Source organism: Paenibacillus sp. 1SOY10 (genome assembly GCF_056836745.1).
On sequence record NZ_JBXENK010000003.1, the window covers coordinates 19,580 to 39,003 of the forward strand.

Consider the following 19,424-nt stretch of genomic DNA (forward strand, 5'->3'; position numbering starts at 1 on the left):
GACAGAAGCGATGTCAGGTCAAGGTGCCTGGACATCGCTTCTTTCTATTGGACAGAACACAAACTGCAAATTTCCCCAGTCAGGATAAGTGCAAGCTTTCTGGAGGATGTTAATCCTAAGGCGAGGAGCCATACTGCTGCTTGGAAAACAATTTTACCATATCGTTGGGCCACCTTTCGCTTGCTATGCTGGTGATTGGGGGGCAGGGCGCCCGGGTAAGAACAGATAAGTAAGAATGTTGCTTTACGCTAGCAATGGAAAGACGGCAAGTTGCTTGGCATAACCCTGCGAATAAGTCCGTACAAATTTCATATTATGTTCATCATTTAATTAAATTGGACCGTATCAATTTTTACAAAGGATTGCTATTATAATAATAGTACAGGTGAAAATTTTCACATATAAGAGATAAACCTACTTTAAGGGAGTGGAGAGCATGGCATTATCTATGACAGATGTCGATTATTCTTCGCCGACGTATATGTCCAAGCTGGATGCATACTGGCGCGCAACAAACTATATTTCGGTAGGACAATTATATCTGAAGGACAACCCATTGCTTCGCGAGCCACTGACTGATGCTCACGTTAAGGTCAAGCCGATCGGACATTGGGGCACGATTTCCGGACAGAACTTTATCTATGCGCATTTGAACCGGGTCATCTGCAAATATGATCTGGATATGTTTTATATTGAAGGGCCTGGGCATGGCGGGCAAGTGATGGTGTCCAACTCCTATCTGGATGGCACTTACACGGAGATTTATCCGAAGATTACGCAAGACATTGCCGGGATGAAGAAGCTGTTCAAGCAGTTTTCGTTCCCGGGTGGAATTGCATCCCATGCAGCACCGGAAACACCAGGCTCCATTCATGAAGGTGGAGAGTTAGGCTACTCCCTGTCCCATGGCGTGGGGGCGGTGCTTGATCATCCTGACCTGATTGCTGCGATTGTTGTAGGAGATGGGGAAGCAGAAACAGGACCACTCGCGGCTTCCTGGCTGTCCAATCGATTCATTAATCCGATTACGGATGGAGCGGCATTCCCGATCTTGCACTTGAATGGCTTCAAGATTAGTAATCCGACCATCTTGTCGCGGATGAGTCATGAGGAATTGACAGCTTATTTCAAGGGTATGGGCTGGGAGCCGTTCTTCGTGGAAGGGGAAGACCCGGCAGTAATGCACGTAGCTATGGCGAAGACACTGGATACCATCGTGGAAAGAATCCGCGAAATCCAGCAGCATGCCCGTACAACCGGTGATACAACGCGTCCGGCATGGCCGATGCTCGTCTTCCGGTCTCCAAAAGGTTGGACTGGGCCGAAGGAATGGGGAGGCGTACCGAACGAGAATTCCTTCCGTGCGCATCAGGTACCCATTCCGGTCGATCAGAAGAACATGCAGCATGCCCCGGCTTTGCTGGAATGGATGAACAGTTACCGTCCAGAAGAGCTGTTTGACGAGAAGGGGCAGTTAAAAGCTGAACTGGCTGCTATTCTGCCGAAGGGCAATCGCCGCATGGGAATGAACCCGGTGACCGATGCCGGGAAGCTGGTTAAGGAGCTACATTTGCCGGATTTCCGTCAATATGCGCTGAATAATGCCGTGCCAGGCGAGGTTATCGCCCAAGATATGCTGGTGTTGGGTAAATATGTGGCCGAGGTTGTGCGTTTGAACGAAGAGAATCGCAACTTCCGTATTTTTGGACCGGACGAGACAATGTCCAACCGCTTGGGTCCTGTATTTGAGGTAACGAAGCGCCAATGGCTGGATACCGTGAAGGAACCGTATGATGAATTTCTAGCTCCTTATGGACGCGTCATTGACTCACAGTTGTCCGAGCATCAGGCGGAGGGATTGCTGGAAGGTTATGTGCTGACGGGAAGACATGGATTCTTTGCCAGCTATGAAGCATTCCTGCGCGTAGTTGATTCCATGATTACTCAGCATTTCAAATGGCTGCGTAAGGCGACCGATCAAGGTTGGCGTGCTGATATTCCTTCCCTGAATGTGGTGGCGACCTCCACCGTGTTCCAGCAGGACCATAACGGCTATACACACCAAGATCCGGGACTGCTTGGCCATCTGGCTGATAAGAAACCGGAATTCATTCGCGAATATTTGCCAGCCGATGCGAATTCTCTGCTCGCTGTCTTTGACCAAATTCTGAATGACCGGCAGAAGATTAACCTGATCGTGTCCTCCAAGCATCCGCGCCCGCAATGGTTCACCGCGGATGAAGCAGCGGAATTGGTCGAACAAGGCCTTAAGATTATCGATTGGGCCAGCACCGATCAAGGTGGGGAACCGGACATCGTGATTGCTTCCGCAGGAACGGAGCCTACCATGGAGAGCCTGGCGGCAATCAACATTTTGCATGACAAGCTACCGAATTTGAAAATTCGTTATATCAACGTGGTGGATTTGCTTAAGTTGAGAAGCCAGAAGCTGGACCCACGCGGGTTATCGGATGAGGAATTTGATGCCTTCTTTACGAAGGATAAACCGGTGGTCTTTGCCTTCCATGGCTATGAGGGCTTGATTAAGGATCTGTTCTTCGACCGTCATAATCATAACCTGCATGTTCACGGGTATCGGGAGAACGGAGACATCACTACACCATTTGATATGCGTGTGCTGAATCAAATGGACCGCTTCGATCTGGCGAGGGAAGCGGTACTCAGTCTGCCGCAGCCTGAACAATATGCGGTCATTGTAACGGAGATGGAGGCCATGGTGGATAAGCACCATGCCTACATTCGCGAGGAAGGCGTCGACCTGCCTGAGGTGGAGAACTGGGTTTGGAAGCCGTTGAAATAGGTGTAAATTGTGGGGTGTTCCGGATTATCGGGACACCTCTATTGTTGTTTATATATATAGATACTCGATATATAATATATAGATAATCTATATATGGAGGGGGACCTGTATATGCCCATCGATAAAGGACTGTTAACAGGCAGCACAACAACTTTAATTTTAAAATTGCTTGAAGAAAAAGACATGTATGGATACCAAATGATAGACACTCTAATTCAAAAATCAGACCAGACTTTTAATTTGAAGGCTGGAACACTATATCCTATATTACACAACCTTGAGAAAAACGGAGCTGTCGAATCATACGAAGAAAGAGCAGATAATGACAGAGTGAGAAAATACTATCATTTAACACCCAAAGGGAAGAAGCTTCTACGAGAAAAGCATGAAGAATGGATCTCCTATACATCAGCTGTCAACAAAGTATTGAATGGTGGGCTCAACCATGCAACCACTTGATCTAATAAAGCAATATAGCCAGGCAGTCTGCGATCAGATACGTTGGAAAAAAGCCCACAGTATTGTTGCAAAAGAAATAGAAAATCATATATATGATCAAAAGGATACATACATTTTGAATGGAGAGAATGAGCAAGAGGCTGTTAATAAGGCCATTCTGCAAATGGGTGATCCAGTCTCTATTGGTTCAGAACTCGATAAAGCACATCGACCTAAACCGCAAGGATTGATGTTTGTTTTAACTGGAGTTTTAATGCTCATTGGGATGCTTGCAAATTATTATATGGATGCCTCTTCTTACTCCTTGAATCTCTTTAGTTTTGTGCCCTATTTAATAGCTTTTTTTATGTTTGTCGTTTGCTATTATCTAGACTTTACCCTTTTAGGTAAGTATCCAGCACATTTATACTCTTTGGTGATGCTTGTTTCAGCAGTAGCTGTATTGTTGGGGAATCAAGTAAATGGCAAGAAGTATTGGCTAGAAGGGTTCTCGTTTAACTTAACGTATTTGTCTCTAATATTTCCAATTATGTATGCTTTACTCATTTATAAGATGCGTGGCAAAGGATACAGGGGAATATTTTTTTGTGGATTAGGCTACCTGCCGCCGGCGACCATTCTATTATTGATTCCTACATCTGCAGGACTGGTCTTATTCACTTTGTCAGCACTAGTGATTCTTTGCTTTAGTATAATAAGAGGCTGGTTTGGAGATGGCAGAAGGAATTACCTGCTATTTGTTTTATTTCCAACGTCAATCGTTTCTATATTCATTTTTCTTTTCCTTGTGCAAGGCACTTCTTTTCTGACCAGGATAAAAACGCTAATAAACCCTTATCCAGAGCGTAGTGAAGCAGGATTTTTATATTGTCTCATCCGAGACCTGCTTGGAAATTCTCAATTTATTGGGCAGGGAAAGATACCACCATCTTTGGAATATGGAGCTCAGGAGATATTAACGTATGATACCGGATTTATGCTCACTTCCTTAACTCATGATGTGGGATGGATCTCTTTTGTTGTTATACTAGCTGTAATAGCAACTTTTTCAGTAATTGGGTTACACAAAGTTTTTAAGCAAAAGAGTGTTTTAGGGACCTTGGTTGCCCTGGCAATCATGCTGTCATTTATATTTCAGTCTATTTCTTATATGATCAACAATCTTGGTTACGGCTTATTATCATCTGTGTCCCTCCCCTTTATCTCTTACGGAAAAACGGCGCTTAATATAAATGCTGCTTTAATTGGCTTTATGCTGTCCGTATTTAGAACGGGAGACGTTTACCGAGATCAGATGAAATCACCACTTAATCTTCGTACCATGTTTTCGTATAAGGATGGGAAATTAGTGATTAACTTTAGAGCTTAGGAGGATGTAGTCATGAAAATTGAATTGAACGCCGTAACCGAAGCGCGGCTGCGTGAGTTGAAGGGCGAACAACCGGGCTGCTATAAGCTTTATTATGATACGGAAAGCTGTGGTTGCAACGGGGTGTTAACCCTCCAGCTTCGGACGGAGCCGCTGGACACGGATATCATCGTACAGGAGCAGCCGTTTGTGTTTGCGGTAGATCGCCAGCAACAGCAGCAGTTCGACCGGACGATGAAGATTGAAGCCGATCCGGCATACCCTTCCTTCAAAGTCACGGGTGATAGCGGACTGTTCAGCTCCAATGTGCGCGTCCAGGATGTGCGCGGTGGTAAGGCGGCTGACGCTGACGGAGCGGCACAATGCGAAATACAGAACCGGATCCAATGAGCAAAAGGACATGGGGAACAGATATGCTACGAGTGAAGCGTATCTACACACCGCCGGAGGACACCGATGGGATCAGGGTTCTGGTGGACCGCTTGTGGCCCCGCGGCTTGAGTAAGGAAGCGGCCGGGCTGGATGCCTGGCTGCGAGAGGTGGCGCCTTCTTCAGAGCTGCGCAAATGGTTCAACCATGAGCCGGGCAAGTTTGCGGAATTTGCCAAGCGCTATGAAGCGGAGCTGGCCAGGGAGCCAGCCGCAAACGAACTGGCTCAGATCTGGCAGTGGGCGGAGTCTGGCCGCCCGGTCACGCTGCTGTATGCAGCGAAGGATGAGCAGCATAACCATGCTGTGGTGTTATATAAGGTGCTTTTCCAGCGAATATCCCAGAAGGGAAAGAATCATTTGTAATAAGTTTTCTATAGCTTAAAGGACAGTGTAATGCCTACAATTCTACGCCCATCCGCGTTGTGATCTGGAACGGATAGAACTAATCTCACCGTCTTGCCTGGCCTATTTTCTCACCAGAGATGGTTAATTATGCTGCGTTTTGTTTAATCTAAAGAATGAAATGCACATCACTTTTGCTGGGAGGGAATTTCAATGATGAATCATCAAGAACATCGCGAGGCTGTGGAAACGGTCAGAGATTTGATTAAGGGCATTGAGATTGCTATGCTGACAACGGTGACGGACGAGGGACTTGTGTCCCGTCCCATGAAGACCCAAGAGGTTGAATTTGACGGGGACCTCTGGTTCCTGACCAAGTCGGATACGGATAAATATGGCCAGTTGCAGCTGCATCCCGAAGTGAATGTCTCGTATGTGGGCAGATCCTATGTATCGGTTCGCGGAAGAGCCGAACTGGTATATGATCGAGAGAAAATCAAGCAATTCTGGAATCCGGCGTATGCGAGCTTTCTGCACACGACCAGCGATGATCCGGAGCTGGTGCTGATCAAGGTGAAGGCGGAAGCCGCCGAATATTGGGAGACGGGTAATGTGGTCAAGATGGTCAAGCGGATGTTCTCCCAGATCGCGGGGAAAGAGAACCGCGAGGAACTGAACAAAACCGTCGAGTTGTAGGCATGAAAAGCGGACCTTGGGGTCTTTCCGATACGGAAGGCCTGTCAAGGTCAGCTTTCTTTTTGCGGATAAAAAAAGAAATAGTCTCGCATTTATGGACCAGAGCTGCTAATTGGCCAAGCTGATGCTGCCTGGACGTGCCTTGCAAATTTTCTTCATGCGGGTCGCTTCCTCAACAATCTCGTCCATGTTGTAGAACTGGCGGCTTTGATTCGTGACGATGGCAATGGAAATAGCTACGAGTGGAATCGGGCCGTATTTGCCAGAACGTCCGTCACCCATGACGAAGTTGTTCTTCAGATCTTCCTTGCTGTAGAACTCTTTCTTCAGTAACTCGAACCCCTCAATGACTTTGCTGCAACCAAACTCATAGTTATGGTGGTGGAGGATGACGATATAATCATCTCCTCCGATATGTCCGAGGAACGATCCAGGTGTGGGGAACTGCTCTCGCAGCAGGGATGCTGTAGCTTGAATAAGCAGATCCCCCCGCTTGAAGCCATAGCTGTCATTATAGGATTTGAAGTTATCCAGATCGACATACAATACGCTGAATTGCTCCTGCCGGGCAGCCTGCTGCAATCGGTCATCAATAATTCGGTTGCCAGGCAAGCCGGTTAACGGGTTGAGGAAGATTGCCATTTCCGCCCGAACGTTCGCGACCTCCAGCAGTAAGCGCCGAATGCTGACAAAGCCGTAAAGACAGCCCTCTTCAACAACCAGCACACCGTCATACAGTTCTTCTTCGGGGCGGTTCATGGCGCGGATGCTGATGTCGGTAATGGGTTCGTTGCGCTCCACGATGAGTGGCTGATTGTTCATCACCAGGCTGACAGGCCGACCCATATATAAGTTAAATCCATATTGCGTAGCCAGTAGCTGGTAGAACCGTGCGCGCATCAGTATGGCCAAGCTACCAGCTTCGCCTACGACGGCAATTCCCTCTAGCTTGGGATTCTGCTTAAACAGAGTATTGATTGTTCCACATTTGGTTTCAGGCTCAACAACGGGTACGATCTCCGCAATTTCGCCGATATTCATCAACAACACGTCCGACCTCCTATAAGTGCAAGTTCAAAAAGCCAGGTTTTCAGCACCAAGAAGCCTGGATGCCATTATCCCCCTCCTACATGGGCAGGAGAGGTGTGCTACCCATTTCTGTAGCTGGTCTTCCCAGGGCATAACCTTGTCCATAATGAATACCTCTTTGGTGAAGGAAAGCTAGTTCTTCGCGTTCTTCAATGCCCTCGGCGATAATATGTGTGCCGGATTCATTGGCAAACTCTTGCAGCAACTGCACGATTCGCTGTTGATTGGCATTGAGGTGGATCGAACGGATGAGTGATTTATCCAGCTTGATAAATTCAGGCTTAAGACTAACGATGGCCTTCAGGCTGTTATAGCCGGAACCAGCATCATCGATGGCGATGCGAAATCCCTGCGCACGGTAGTGAGATACAATGCTTTGGAAGGCAATATAGTCTTGCACCGCCTGCTTCTCCGTGAGTTCAAATACGACCTGCTGAGGAGACAGGCCATACCGGGCTAGCAGATGAATCGTCTCTCCGCTCCGATAGCTTGGGTCCGAGAGCACCTGTGGATGAACGTTGACAAATACGACCGTGTCCGCCGGTTTGTGCGCTAACAGCAAGGCCAGGCGAAAACGATTAAAGGAAATATCGCGGCAGAAGCGTTCGAAGGCAAAGGCTTGATCCGTATGCCCGATAAAGTCGTAGAAGGCTTCTGTATGTGGGAACAAGGAGGACACGGGCGGGCGGTTAAGTACCTCGTAGCCAAGGCAACCGCCCCCCTGCAAGTCCAGGATGGGTTGGAAGTAAGTCGTTAAGGTCTGATGACGAATGATTTTTTGCAAGGCATGGTATTTCCTGCAGGACAGCCAATACTGCCGGGTCGAGCGAGTGAAGTAGGTCATGTAATTGTATAGCCCACGGTTGTCCGCCGAGGTAGGGAGCGGCAATTTCATGTCGGAATCATCCTTTATGCCCAAGAATTCGGGGAATGGGCATACCTAAGGCCCGTCCCTATAGTCCCATCGTATCACTACCTGGCGTAATCGGTATCAACGTAGCGTTAACTTCAAGTAAAATCTATAGTAGCACCCGGTTGAACTTGAAATTTTTGTCTGAGGTCGCTTGCAGGAACACATCAGGGCATGTCAGGAATCTCTTCTCCATTGTGGTTATCTCTATTCTCCCTATCCGAGGTTCGAAGCGAATGAGAGAGGAAGCGAAGTGTCCCTGTATAAGCTGTTCATAGAGAAGATATAGCAACTCTCTACGTTTGTATTCATAGGGCCTGCTACGTACCTTCGCGACCAGTTTATTGGACAATCTTGCCGTCAGAGTAGGCAGTGTCCCCTTATCGTATAAATAAATCAGCCCACGCCATTGATAAAACAACAGCAAACCTGTCCCTAGGTCACAAGTAGGGGTAGTGATAATGGCGGAGGAATATCGAAATAGCCCTTCTGACAATGGAATACTTCTTCAATGTGGAAGGCGATGCGGTGCAATGAATAAGGCTCAGAAATATGGCGAATGGTTTTAGCCGCGTTTTGAGATCTTTGAGGCGTGTATCCGCCCAAAACCTCCTGATCTTTCTTGGCGCTGTCTTCTGGATGGAACATGGTATCTCCTCCATAAGATTTTGTCTTAAGTGAACTGTAAACATGTTGAGTTATTTATGCAAGTTTACTCCTTCTCATCACAGTTAATTTCTTAATGGAATCTAATCCAAATGTAATTAATTAAGTTATATATTGACATTTATATTCAGTTATAGCTATATTGTAAAAGAATTGTCTTAAATTTAATAGATTTTTTTCTATTAATTTTTATAGAGTTATACACATTTTAAACATATGAAGAAAGAAAACATTGATCTAAAATTAGTTTTTTAGGGAGGAGTTATTGTGAACTACTTCTCAATGTTAATAACATCTAAGAATTTTAGTGATCTTGATTATAAAATACAACAAAAAATTTACGGAGAATTTTTTAAGATAAGTTACAAAGTAATTACTAACATTACCGACGATTATGCAGCAACAGAAGACATTATTCAAAATTGTTTTCTAAAATTAGTAAATAATATGCCATCTGTTGAAAACGAATTTCAATTAAAAAAATGGGTAAGAATAGTTGCTCGGAATGAAACCTTTAACTACGTCCGGAAAAATAAAGGTAAACATAAATCTTTAAACTTAGAAAGCTCTTTTTTTGATAACACATTTTTAGCTACAGAGAGCGACTCAATTGCTAATGAGGTAGAAATAAAGATTCTAGAAGAAACTATTGTAGAATATTTGAAAAATATTAAACCTGAATATAAATACTTAATTGAGCTTCGGTGGAAAGAGGAAATGTCATACAGAGAAATAGCGATTGAACTTGGGATTAATGAGAAATCAGTTAAACAAAAGCTTTTTTATGCACGGAAAATAATTAAGAAAAGATTTATAACTGAATGGATTCTAATTTAGGTATTAAATACATATTTAAATTAATTTTTAAAAATATACAACCAAGGTGTTTGCTAGAGTGTTATATATTAAGTATGGTAAAAAATATAATGGGAGGAGATATATGGGTATAAATTATTTTAAAATTTACTATAAAATTTAGGAGGTAAGGAAAAAATGAAATCAAAAAAATTATCGTTGGTAGTGGTATCTTTATTTATAACATTTACATTAATAACTCCTGCAGTATCAAATGCACAAGAGGCTGTAACTGATAGTGCTTATTCTACTTATGATGATCTTCATAGGGACAGTAGTTCTATTTTAAATCCGGACTATAAGGAGAGTAGTAATATTAATGACGGGATTATTACTCCAATGTGGGACTCTTATACTTATTCGCTTGAATCAGAAGCACAAAGAAAGTTCGAAGAGTGGTCACTTGTTCATACTAATGCAGATGATATAGCAGATTCTATAACGTATGCTGTTGCTATTACATCTAGTGCTTCTATCACTTTAGGAGGGGAAACTGAATTTGGGGCACTTGTATCCAAAGCGAAGTTTACAGCCAATGCATCTGTAGGAACAAGTACTACCAAAACTGTGAGTATTACTTGGAATTTGCCCAAAGGACAATGGAGACTTAGTGCTGGTGCTATGTTTAATAAGCTTGTAGGTTATAAAGAGTATCGTATTAATGGACAAATAATAAGTAGAGAAAGATTAAGTGCCGATTACACTTATGATAAGTATAGTGACCAACAAAGAATAAACTAGTCAAATGTAAAGAATGTGGGTACTTGGACTTAAAATACATCTTATAGATGTATTTTAAGTCTTTTGCTTAGATATAAACTTGGAGGTAATTATGAAGAAGGTTATTCTGATATTGATACTAGTTTTTGTTTCTGGTTGTACGGGTATTTCTAATGAGAATACAAATAAGTTGAGTAATAAAGAGGTTTCACATAATACAACTATTGAGTCCCCAGTAACTGATGATGAAATTTCTCCTTCTGAAGATAATTTGCATTCTGATGAGGACATTGAAAAAATTTTCTTACCTCCTAACTTTGTTGTGAAAAACTTCGAAATTAATTATAAAAATAAAAAAATTAATTTCACAATGGATTACATATTCAATGAAAAATTATATGAAATATTAAAAAGTGGGATTGCATATTCATTCGTGATTGCGTATCCTGAACCAGTGCAAAATATATTGGATAAACAACATTCCGAAATAGTACCAGGTCAATTAAGCCCAGATGGAAAACTCGGATATAGTTTGTCTTACAGCGAAACAATTGATATTGAGATCAATGAAGAACAAATTAGAACCTTACAAGAGAATATGGAATATCAACTTCATGTCCTTAATTCTAAACAAGAGGTTTTTCAGATATTTCCGACTTTTAGATATATGGTGGAATATGAAGAAGGGAAATCACAGGAATTATTTTATAAATAGAACAGTAAAAATTGGATTAAGCATTAATAAATAGCCAAGTTAGGAGTGACATTATTTTGCAGTTGGTTTTCACTGAGGTGAATTAATAAAGAAATCTATAATTTGTTTTTTGTCTAAAATTAATATATTAACTGCCTGTTCACCAAGCAAGGCTGATGTAACAGACTACAGTGAGCTGACAGAAGAAATGCTGACTGTCATTAATTCTGAGGAGATAATTGAATCTCTAAGTATCAACAACATGACTTTTATTAGTGTAAATGACAAAACACAAAAATATAATTACAAAGATATCTTTAACATTAGGCAATCTCCGACGATTATTGTATTGGATGATGAGAAAATTATTCTTGAAACTAATAATTTTTCTGAAGTTAACTTGCTTTTAGATAAGCCCTAGTATCTTAAATTTGAGTTAGTTAGAAAATGTTTTACAAGAATAAAATTTTATGGGTAATAAAAACTCACAAATTAAAATAATAAATGCAGCCTATTCTATCTAAAGGGTAGGCTGCATTTTTCTATATACCAAACTATGCGAAGCAACAGGAACCTGACTTGAGGGCTTCTCTAGAGTCACCTCAAAAAATGGCTAATTCGGCAATTTTAACACAAGAAATTCTTGCCCGGTCAGTACAAATTCTGTGTAATCTTCTGGGCCATGTATTCTATCCTTGGAATGATTCGGCTATCATCGACCGCTTGCAGCCGATCGGGCTTGAACAGTTGATATTTTTTTAGCTGGTAATACTCAAATAATGCTTCGTAAACGGTCAAATGATGTTCCATCAAGTATTTAACGTCCAGTAGATTTTGTAACAGCCTGTCTTGCAAAACAATCAAATTGCCGTTGATTGGATTGAAAACTCCCTCACGTATGCCTTCGTCGTAGAATTCCAAAACCTGGAAATCCCATTGCCCCATTGCGGTTCTTAATTGTTCCGCACTCCCCGAAGAACTAAGTTCCAACTCCTTAAGAAACGTATCAGTGATAGATTCAAGCAGCAGTACGGATTGCTCGAAGATTTGCTGGAACCGGTCCGCGAACATCTGCTCCCGATTTGAACTGATAGTGACCTCTTGAATGTATTCCACCATCACTTCCACCACATAGGAGATGAGGTCTTCTTTGGTTGAGAAATATTTATATAAAGTCGCTCGGCTGACGCCCATTATCTTAGCGGCCTCGTCCATACGTAATGATTGGAACCCGTTTTTTCTTACATATGGAAGCAACTTCGCAATAAGCTTGCGTCTGGCCTGATTCTGTTTGTCTTGCATGGCAGCGTTACTCATCGGATGCTCTCCCTTTTCTTTTTATTTCGATTATACCTTTTTTTAAACTTGAATACACAAAGTAAACAAAAAGAACGTTTTTTGTTTACTTTGTATTATTTATTGTGCTAACATAACATTAATTTAGTGGGAGATAAGAAAAGGGAGGAAATGAATGATGAGTAAAAATAAGAAGGTAGTAGTCATTACGGGGGCAAGTGACGGGATCGGGGCAGCCGCCGCCCGTAAGCTTAAGGTTAACGGTCATACTGTGGTTGTGGTGGGCCGATCGCCTGAGAAGACTCGTGCGATTGCAGGCGAACTTCACGCGGATAGCTACGTGGCCGATTTCACCCGGCTTGCAGACGTGAAGAGACTTGCCGATAAGCTGAAGGAGCGCTATCCCCGCATCGATGTGCTGGCCAATAATGCCGGTGGAGTGTTTGGCGAGCAGACGAAGACGATCAATGGATTCGAGAAGACCTTCCAGGTCAATCATCTCGCACCATTTCTGCTCACTAATTTACTGCTTGATACCTTGATTGCATCACGGGCAACCGTGCTTCAAACTTCCAGTACCGTACGGTTTGCCAAAGAAATCGATCTCAATAACCTTGATCATGATGGGAACTATGACCCGGTGCGAGCATACGGTGCGGTGAAGCTAGAGAATATTCTCTTCACAATGGAGTTAAACCGGCGCTATCATGAAGCAGGTGTTTCCACAGCATCTTTTTACCCTGGGAATGTGGCAACCAATTTTGCCTCCGCAACGACCAGCCCGATCATGCGCGCGGTTCGGTTCTTTGGGTTATTGCCAGGGATCGGTAGGCTTCTCCTCTCTACACCGGAGCAGGGAGCGGACCAAATCGTCTGGCTGGCAGAAGGTACTCCTGGCGTGGATTGGCGTTCCGGGGCTTACTACTATAAACGCAAAGACAGCGTCCCTAACAATCCGCAAGCGATGGATGCCAATCTGGCTCAGCGATTCTGGGAACGCTCTGAAAGTCTCCTGGGTGATCATCTTAAGGGGTACTGATAATCTTTGGAGCTAGCTAGGTTAATAATGTACCTCTCGTGTGCGGAGCTTCAGCGTGGGACATTGCATTTTATGGAATAAAAGAAACATAGTTCAAAATTCACATTTACATGGAAATCACAATGAATTTTTATATAAAAACCGTGAAATATTTGTCGACTTAGTGTCGAATGCATGATTAAATAATCGTAATCAAACTTTTAATTTAGAGGGAAAGGGAGTGTTATATGCATCGTGTGAAAAAGGTATTCATAGTTATTCTCTTATTGTCAGTAATGACTGGAATGCTGAAATTGATCCCTGCTACCAAAGTGTCCGCAGCAGCTCCAACGGCGACGATTGTAGTGGCTGACCCTTCCTTAACGGCGGTCGAGACGTCACTTGTGACGATTACCTTCTCTGAGGCAGTAATGGGTGTTACGAATGCGGATTTTACCGTGTCAAATGGTACTCTGAGTGGGTTAGCTTCGTCAGATGGAGGAATCACATGGACAGCCATATTGACACCAATGGATAATATCAGTGCTGCGACGAATGTGATTACGCTCAATTTAGCTGGTGTGCAAGATACTGCTGGGAATGCAGGGATAGGAACAGTCACATCCAATACTTATGCAGTTGACACCCTGCGTCCAACAGCAACGGTTGTAGTAGCTGACCCCAATTTAACGATAGGGGAGACATCGCTCGTTACGATTACCTTCTCCGAAGCAGTAACGGGCTTTACGAATGCGGATCTTACCGTGGCAAATGGAATCTTGAGCGGTGTAAGCTCATCAGACGGAGGTGTGACGTGGACAGCTATACTGATACCAACTAATAATATCAGTGATGCGACTAATGTGATCACACTCGATTTGTCGGGTGTGCAAAATGCCGCCGGCAATGCAGGAACAGGTACAACAGACTCGAACAATTATTCAATTGATACGATTCGCCCAACAGCGACAATAGTGGTAGCTGACACTTACTTAGCGATTGGCGAGACGTCACTTGTGACGATTACATTCTCTGAGGCGGTAACGGGCTTTACGAATGCGGATCTTATCTTGGCAAATGGAACCTTGAGCGCTGTAAGCTCATCAGACGGAGGTGTGACGTGGACAGCAACGTTTACGCCCACTGCCAACTTTACCAGTTATGTTAACTTCATCACACTCGACAATACGGGTGTGGCCGATCTTGCTGGTAATGCCGGAGCAGGTACAACAGCATCCAACAATTATTCAATTGATACAATACGCCCGACAGCGACTATCATGGTAGCTGACACCTCCTTAACGGCGGGTGAGACCTCACTTGTGACTTTTACCTTCTCGAAGCCGGTAACGGGCTTTACGAGTGCGGATGTTACCGTGTCAAATGGTACTCTGAGTGGGGTGGCTTCGTCAGATGGAGGAATCACATGGACAGCCATATTGACACCAATGGATAATATCATTGATGCAAGTAATTTGATTATTCTCAACAATTCAGGTGTGACGGATTTAGCCGGCAATGTAGGAGTAGGTACAACGGATTCGAACAATTATTCAATTAATACGTTACGCCCGACAGCGACGATCGTGGTAGTTGACACCTCCTTAACGGCGGGTGAGACCTCGCTTGTGACGATTACCTTCTCTGAGGCGGTAATGGGCTTAACGAGTACGGATTTTACTGTACCAAATGATACCTTGGGAACGCTCATCTCTTCAGACGGAGGAATCACATGGACGACCATACTGACGCCAAATAATAATACTGAAGATGCGAGTAATGTGATTACACTCGATTTGTCTAGTGTGCAAAATGCCGCTGGCAATACCGGAATAGGCACGGTCACGTCCAACAATTATTCAATTGATACATTACGCCCGACAGCAACGATTGTGGTAGCCGAGCCTTCATTAATAGCTGATGAGACGTCGCTCGTCACGATTACATTTTCTGAAGTGGTAACGGGTTTTACGAATGATAATCTGACGGTTGAAAATGGCTCCTTGACGGCTGTGTCATCATCAGATGGAGGTATGACGTGGACAGCTATACTTACGCCAGATGCCAACGTTACGAGTGCAATAAATCTCATTACGCTGGACAACCTGGGAGTGACCGATTTGGCTGGCAATACCGGAACAGGTACAACAGTATCCAATAATTACGCGATTCACACAGATCGCTTAACGGCAAGTATTGTGGTATCCAAATCACAGCTGGCTATTGGCGAGACATCGCTGGTTACCATCACCTTTTCTAAACCAGTGACAGGACTTACTAATGCAGATTTGACAGTAGAAAATGGCACTCTAACTGGTCTTAGCTCCAACGATGGGGGCGTGACATGGACGGCAACGCTTACGCCTTATTCCAATATCGCGGTCACAACCAATGTCATTACACTTGATAACACAGGTGTATCAGACGTTAATGGCAATGCAGGAACAGGGCTAACGAAATCTAATCCTTATGCTGTATCGACCATGCCAGTTTATTCTGGTGGTGGTGGAAGTGGAGTATCTCAGCCTGCGCCTGTCAGAGAGCTCTTTTCGACAAATGGCCAACTGACTCTTCCCCTCAATACTTTTGGCACGGTTAGCCTTGATAACGAAATAAGACTGTCTATTCCATCAGGAGCAGCGACACAAGAATTGAAAATTACGATTAAAAAAGTTCGAAATACGGAATCATTGCTTGCTCATAACGAAACGCTGGCAAGTCAAGTATTTGAACTGCAGACAAACAACTCATCTACTTTAATAAAACCAGCAAAATTATCGCTAACCTTTGATCCTTCAAAGGCAGAGAACAATCAAACGGTGGGTATATTTTATTATGATGAAGTAAAGACAAACTGGATCGAAATTAAGCAAGGCGTTATCAATGGGAATCAAATTTCTGTAGAAATGAACAAATGGGCCAAATACGCGGTGCTCGTCGCAGATGAGATTACTGAAACGCCTGATCCTCATACAGAGAACCCTGCAGAATTGCCGCAGAACAATGCCTTTGAGGACATGGCTGGGCATTGGGCACAAGCGAATGTGGAGAAAGCGCTGAACAGCGGCATGATCACTGGATTCCCGGATGGAACATTCCGACCAGGCGAAAGGGTCACGCGGGCACAATTTGCGGTTATGCTGCTGAATGCTGTGAAGTCTGAAGCAGAGGGGACCGAGCTGACTTTTACAGATACTGCGATTATAGGTGATTGGGCAAGGACAGCAGTAGCACAAGCTGTTCAAGCCGGATGGATCAAAGGCTATGAAGATGGGACATTCCGTCCGAATGCTAGCGTTACCCGTGCAGAAATGGCCGTAATAATTGCTCGTGTGCTCAATGTGTCGGAGGAAGGCATCAATGATAGTTCATTTGCAGATGGTAGCGACATTCCCGTTTGGGCTCAGCATGCCGTTGCTTCGCTAAGGCAACTTGGTATTGTAAGAGGCGACAGTAACCATCAATTTGTGCCTCATGCACCAACGACCAGAGCAGAGGCGGTAACGGTGTTAATAAACATGTTGGATCAAGCCAACAAGGTCAAGTAATAGTTACCTGGAAAATTAGTAAAAGGCGTCCCTAAGGGGATGCCTTTTACTATTTATCTTCTGCATCGCGCCGAGATTTTTAATCGGCCCTTAGGGGTGTGGTGTTTGATCTGGCGCTGTGCTTAGCTTGTGTGCTAACATGTTACTTATTAAGGACACCTTCTCTCGCCGGCTATTATTGATTATTTTAATCTCTAACATAAGGCACACCGTGTTCTATTTTTATTGCAAAAAACTTACATTATTATGAGAGACAAACCGTGAACGGATGTGGTTTTTCAGATTTTCAAGCTGTACTTTCTGAATCTATGTTTAACAGAGGAGGAGTAGGTATGTCGGCAGGTATTTTAGCGCATTTGTTAGGAAAGCAGCCTTACCGAGAACTGGCAGCCAAGGTGGCTGATTACGGATTTCCGTATGTGCAGTTGGCCTTGTCCAAGGCCATCTCGGATGTGGATTGCTCACTGGGCAAGCTGAGTCCGGGACTGGCTGCTGAGATTGGAGGGGCTTTTGCCGATCGCGGCGTGAACATTGCGGTGCTCGGCTGTTACGTTAGCCTGATTGAATCGGAGGAAGACACCTGGCGGCATAATGTAGAGCGATTTAAGGAGCATTTGCGGCATGCCCGGCAATTTGGTGCACCGATTGTGGCTCTTGAGGTGGGGAAGCCAACGGATCAGGATCATGTGGCGGAAAATTGGAAGCGGCTTCATCGGGCGCTCGCGGAACTGGTAGAGGAAGCGGAACGCTGGGGTGTCACGATTGGCCTGGAAGCGGCTCAAGGGCATCTGATTGATTCACCGGAATCTATGGCTGCTACGCTGGAGCATTATCCGTCCTCGTGTGTCGGGGTGCTTCTGGACCCCTGCAATCTGATGAATGCCGGGAACTTTGCCCGCCAGGACGAGATTATCCGTAGCTCCTTCGACCTCTTTGGCTCCCGGATTGTAAGTAGCCATGCGAAGGATGTAAAGTGGGAAGCGAATGGTGAATTATCGGGTACTGCTGCAGGACTTGGCCAGTTAAACTACCCGCTGTTCTGGAAGCTGCTGGAGCAATACAAACCGCACGGCTTTGTAACGCTGGAAGGGGTAGAGGAAGCACAATGTGGAGCGGTTGCCGGCTTTGTTCGGGAGAGCCGGGCTGCCGCGAGAACGGAGTTATTGATAGGTAAATGAAAAAACAGCCAGCAGGGGAGGGAGTTCGTCACCCTACTGGCTGTTGCTATGATTTCTTACATGCCTAAGCTCAGAAGGAAGATTGTCTCGGCTTAGGCCTATTTGTATGTTCAGCTATACAGCGCCTTGCGTATTGCTGATTCGCTTCGACAGCTCGCCCAGGTCCATGCCCTTCAGGGCACCTTCGACCAGCTCCGGCAATAACGCAGGCGTACACGCGAAGCAAGGTGTGCCGTCCCTGCCAAGCTGGCGGGCGATTTGCTCATCGTAAGAGGGCTTGCCTTGATCGGACAAGGCCAACAAACACATGGTTTGCACGCCTGCTTCTTTGAGCTCACGCATCCGCCGAACCAGCGCCGCTCGATTGCCGCCTTCGTAGAGGTCGGATACGATAATCATGATCGTTTTTTTCGGCTCCACAATAAATTGCTCGCAGTAGTTCACTGACTTGTTGATATCGGTTCCCCCGCCAAGCTGGACACCGAACAGCATATCGACCGGGTCATTGGCGCATTGGTCTGTCAGGTCGACCACTTCGGTATCGAACACGACGACACGGGTATCCAGCGAAGGCATACTGGCAAAGATCGACCCGACCACGGACGCCCAGATCACCGAGTCGGCCATGGAGCCACTTTGGTCGATATCGACGATGACGGTCCATTCCTTGCTCTTGCGACTGCGGTCAAAGTAATAGAACTTTTCCGGAATCAGTTGCTTGCGCTCTGCATCATAATTTTTCAGGTTGCGCTGGATGGTGCGTTTCCAATCGATCCCGCTCAGCGAAGGTAAAGGAGAGTGTTGCCTGCGGTTCAGCGCTCCGGTCACCGCCCGGCGTAGGTCGCTGTCGAGTCGCTTGATCAGATCATCAACTACGCTTTGGACGAGCAGGCGGGCTGTATCTTTGGTCTTTTCGGGAATTTTGCCCTTTAAGGAGAGCAGGGTGCCCACAAGCTGGATATCCGGTTTCACCGCAGCAAGTAGCTCCGGCTCGAGCAAAAGCTGATTCCAGCCCCGACGTTCCATCGCATCGTTCTGAATAATGGATACGATGTCGTCCGGGAACAGGGAGCGCACATCCCCTAGCCAGCGGGACAACACGGGCGCAGAGGGTCCGCGTCCCCCTTGGCTTTTGCCGCTTCCGCCAGCCCCCCGGCTATCGCCCTCGCCCTGTGTGGTCTCGTCATAGATGGCGGCCAGAGCTTCATCCATCACTTGATCCTCACCCTGAAGGGCCGCGCCAGGCCCGTAGCCTTCGAACTGTGCTTCCGTCGATTTGCCCAGAATGAGCCGCCAACGCTTCAGATCATGTTGCTCCACGTTCGTACTCAT

Annotated in this window: 17 protein-coding genes; 12 read left to right on the forward strand and 5 right to left on the reverse strand. The window is 45.1% G+C overall.

Annotation, left to right across the window (positions count from 1 at the left end; translation table 11 throughout):
• Positions 1-436 precede the first annotated feature (436 nt).
• The 6 genes from AC1VOR_RS10940 to AC1VOR_RS10965 all read left to right on the forward strand — a co-directional run bounded on the left by AC1VOR_RS10940 (position 437) and on the right by AC1VOR_RS10965 (position 6,118).
• Complete coding sequence (locus AC1VOR_RS10940; protein WP_482617751.1) at positions 437-2,821, forward strand: phosphoketolase family protein; 2,385 nt, start codon at positions 437-439, stop codon at positions 2,819-2,821.
• 111 nt (positions 2,822-2,932) lie between these two features.
• On the forward strand, positions 2,933-3,280 hold the full coding sequence (locus AC1VOR_RS10945; RefSeq protein ID WP_482617752.1) for a PadR family transcriptional regulator: 348 nt from the start codon (positions 2,933-2,935) through the stop codon (positions 3,278-3,280).
• Positions 3,267-4,649 (forward strand): permease prefix domain 1-containing protein, encoded by a 1,383-nt coding sequence (locus AC1VOR_RS10950; protein ID WP_482617753.1) that lies wholly within the window; start codon positions 3,267-3,269, stop codon positions 4,647-4,649. Before AC1VOR_RS10945 ends, AC1VOR_RS10950 begins: the two co-directional genes overlap by 14 nt.
• Positions 4,650-4,661: 12 nt before the next feature.
• On the forward strand, positions 4,662-5,039 hold the full coding sequence (locus AC1VOR_RS10955; RefSeq protein WP_482617755.1) for an iron-sulfur cluster biosynthesis family protein: 378 nt from the start codon (positions 4,662-4,664) through the stop codon (positions 5,037-5,039).
• 23 nt (positions 5,040-5,062) lie between these two features.
• The gene (locus tag AC1VOR_RS10960) at positions 5,063-5,443 is read left to right on the forward strand and encodes a DUF488 domain-containing protein (RefSeq protein ID WP_482617756.1); all 381 of its coding nucleotides are present in this window, start codon (positions 5,063-5,065) and stop codon (positions 5,441-5,443) included.
• A gap of 192 nt (positions 5,444-5,635) precedes the next feature.
• Positions 5,636-6,118, forward strand: coding sequence for a pyridoxamine 5'-phosphate oxidase family protein (locus tag AC1VOR_RS10965; RefSeq protein ID WP_482617758.1), 483 nt, complete (start codon positions 5,636-5,638; stop codon positions 6,116-6,118).
• A gap of 108 nt (positions 6,119-6,226) precedes the next feature.
• On the opposite strand, the gene AC1VOR_RS10970 is transcribed toward AC1VOR_RS10965, so the two are convergent.
• The 3 genes from AC1VOR_RS10970 to AC1VOR_RS10980 all read right to left on the reverse strand — a co-directional run bounded on the left by AC1VOR_RS10970 (position 6,227) and on the right by AC1VOR_RS10980 (position 8,765).
• Positions 6,227-7,159 carry a GGDEF domain-containing protein gene (locus tag AC1VOR_RS10970; protein WP_482618312.1) on the reverse strand — a complete coding sequence of 311 codons (933 nt, stop codon included), beginning with the start codon at positions 7,157-7,159 and terminating at the stop codon, positions 6,227-6,229.
• An 85-nt stretch (positions 7,160-7,244) separates the two neighbouring features.
• Entirely contained in the window at positions 7,245-8,102 is an 858-nt protein-coding gene (locus AC1VOR_RS10975; RefSeq protein ID WP_482617759.1) for an EAL domain-containing protein, read from the reverse strand.
• A gap of 450 nt (positions 8,103-8,552) precedes the next feature.
• Entirely contained in the window at positions 8,553-8,765 is a 213-nt protein-coding gene (locus AC1VOR_RS10980) for a hypothetical protein (RefSeq protein ID WP_482617761.1), read from the reverse strand.
• A 285-nt stretch (positions 8,766-9,050) separates the two neighbouring features.
• On the opposite strand from AC1VOR_RS10980, the gene AC1VOR_RS10985 reads away from it, so the two are divergent.
• The 3 genes from AC1VOR_RS10985 to AC1VOR_RS10995 all read left to right on the forward strand — a co-directional run bounded on the left by AC1VOR_RS10985 (position 9,051) and on the right by AC1VOR_RS10995 (position 11,073).
• Positions 9,051-9,620 carry an RNA polymerase sigma factor gene (locus tag AC1VOR_RS10985; RefSeq protein ID WP_482617763.1) on the forward strand — a complete coding sequence of 190 codons (570 nt, stop codon included), beginning with the start codon at positions 9,051-9,053 and terminating at the stop codon, positions 9,618-9,620.
• Positions 9,621-9,776: 156 nt separating this feature from the next.
• Positions 9,777-10,379: a hypothetical protein gene (locus AC1VOR_RS10990; RefSeq protein ID WP_482617765.1), complete on the forward strand. Its 603-nt coding sequence runs from the start codon at positions 9,777-9,779 to the stop codon at positions 10,377-10,379.
• Positions 10,380-10,470: 91 nt separating this feature from the next.
• Positions 10,471-11,073: a hypothetical protein gene (locus AC1VOR_RS10995; protein ID WP_482617767.1), complete on the forward strand. Its 603-nt coding sequence runs from the start codon at positions 10,471-10,473 to the stop codon at positions 11,071-11,073.
• Between the two features lie 630 nt (positions 11,074-11,703).
• Here the strand turns inward: AC1VOR_RS10995 and AC1VOR_RS11000 are convergent.
• Entirely contained in the window at positions 11,704-12,369 is a 666-nt protein-coding gene (locus tag AC1VOR_RS11000; RefSeq protein WP_482617769.1) for a TetR/AcrR family transcriptional regulator, read from the reverse strand.
• Positions 12,370-12,523: 154 nt separating this feature from the next.
• Between AC1VOR_RS11000 and AC1VOR_RS11005 the strand changes: the two genes are divergently transcribed.
• The 3 genes from AC1VOR_RS11005 to AC1VOR_RS11015 all read left to right on the forward strand — a co-directional run bounded on the left by AC1VOR_RS11005 (position 12,524) and on the right by AC1VOR_RS11015 (position 18,092).
• Complete coding sequence (locus tag AC1VOR_RS11005) at positions 12,524-13,387, forward strand: SDR family NAD(P)-dependent oxidoreductase (protein WP_482617771.1); 864 nt, start codon at positions 12,524-12,526, stop codon at positions 13,385-13,387.
• A gap of 284 nt (positions 13,388-13,671) precedes the next feature.
• Positions 13,672-16,914: an Ig-like domain-containing protein gene (locus AC1VOR_RS11010; RefSeq protein ID WP_482617772.1), complete on the forward strand. Its 3,243-nt coding sequence runs from the start codon at positions 13,672-13,674 to the stop codon at positions 16,912-16,914.
• 332 nt (positions 16,915-17,246) lie between these two features.
• Positions 17,247-18,092, forward strand: coding sequence for a sugar phosphate isomerase/epimerase family protein (locus AC1VOR_RS11015; protein WP_482617774.1), 846 nt, complete (start codon positions 17,247-17,249; stop codon positions 18,090-18,092).
• Between the two features lie 114 nt (positions 18,093-18,206).
• On the opposite strand, the gene AC1VOR_RS11020 is transcribed toward AC1VOR_RS11015, so the two are convergent.
• On the reverse strand, positions 18,207-19,424 hold the full coding sequence (locus tag AC1VOR_RS11020) for a VWA domain-containing protein (RefSeq protein WP_482617776.1): 1,218 nt from the start codon (positions 19,422-19,424) through the stop codon (positions 18,207-18,209).

Bases quoted from the DNA above. Each gene is read 5' to 3' on its own strand.
- AC1VOR_RS10995 (WP_482617767.1), top strand. From the start codon at position 10,471: ATGAAGAAGGTTATTCTGATATTGATACTAGTTTTTGTTTCTGGTTGT.
- AC1VOR_RS10940 (WP_482617751.1), top strand. From the start codon at position 437: ATGGCATTATCTATGACAGATGTCGATTATTCTTCGCCGACGTATATG.
- AC1VOR_RS10965 (WP_482617758.1), top strand. From the start codon at position 5,636: ATGATGAATCATCAAGAACATCGCGAGGCTGTGGAAACGGTCAGAGAT.
- AC1VOR_RS10980 (WP_482617761.1), bottom strand. From the start codon at position 8,765: ATGTTCCATCCAGAAGACAGCGCCAAGAAAGATCAGGAGGTTTTGGGC.
- AC1VOR_RS11005 (WP_482617771.1), top strand. From the start codon at position 12,524: ATGATGAGTAAAAATAAGAAGGTAGTAGTCATTACGGGGGCAAGTGAC.
- AC1VOR_RS10990 (WP_482617765.1), top strand. From the start codon at position 9,777: ATGAAATCAAAAAAATTATCGTTGGTAGTGGTATCTTTATTTATAACA.
- AC1VOR_RS11000 (WP_482617769.1), bottom strand. From the start codon at position 12,369: ATGAGTAACGCTGCCATGCAAGACAAACAGAATCAGGCCAGACGCAAG.
- AC1VOR_RS10955 (WP_482617755.1), top strand. From the start codon at position 4,662: ATGAAAATTGAATTGAACGCCGTAACCGAAGCGCGGCTGCGTGAGTTG.
- AC1VOR_RS10975 (WP_482617759.1), bottom strand. From the start codon at position 8,102: ATGAAATTGCCGCTCCCTACCTCGGCGGACAACCGTGGGCTATACAAT.
- AC1VOR_RS10950 (WP_482617753.1), top strand. From the start codon at position 3,267: ATGCAACCACTTGATCTAATAAAGCAATATAGCCAGGCAGTCTGCGAT.
- AC1VOR_RS10970 (WP_482618312.1), bottom strand. From the start codon at position 7,159: ATGAATATCGGCGAAATTGCGGAGATCGTACCCGTTGTTGAGCCTGAA.
- AC1VOR_RS10960 (WP_482617756.1), top strand. From the start codon at position 5,063: ATGCTACGAGTGAAGCGTATCTACACACCGCCGGAGGACACCGATGGG.
- AC1VOR_RS10945 (WP_482617752.1), top strand. From the start codon at position 2,933: ATGCCCATCGATAAAGGACTGTTAACAGGCAGCACAACAACTTTAATT.
- AC1VOR_RS11020 (WP_482617776.1), bottom strand. From the start codon at position 19,424: ATGAGTACGAACGTGGAGCAACATGATCTGAAGCGTTGGCGGCTCATT.
- AC1VOR_RS11015 (WP_482617774.1), top strand. From the start codon at position 17,247: ATGTCGGCAGGTATTTTAGCGCATTTGTTAGGAAAGCAGCCTTACCGA.
- AC1VOR_RS11010 (WP_482617772.1), top strand. From the start codon at position 13,672: ATGCTGAAATTGATCCCTGCTACCAAAGTGTCCGCAGCAGCTCCAACG.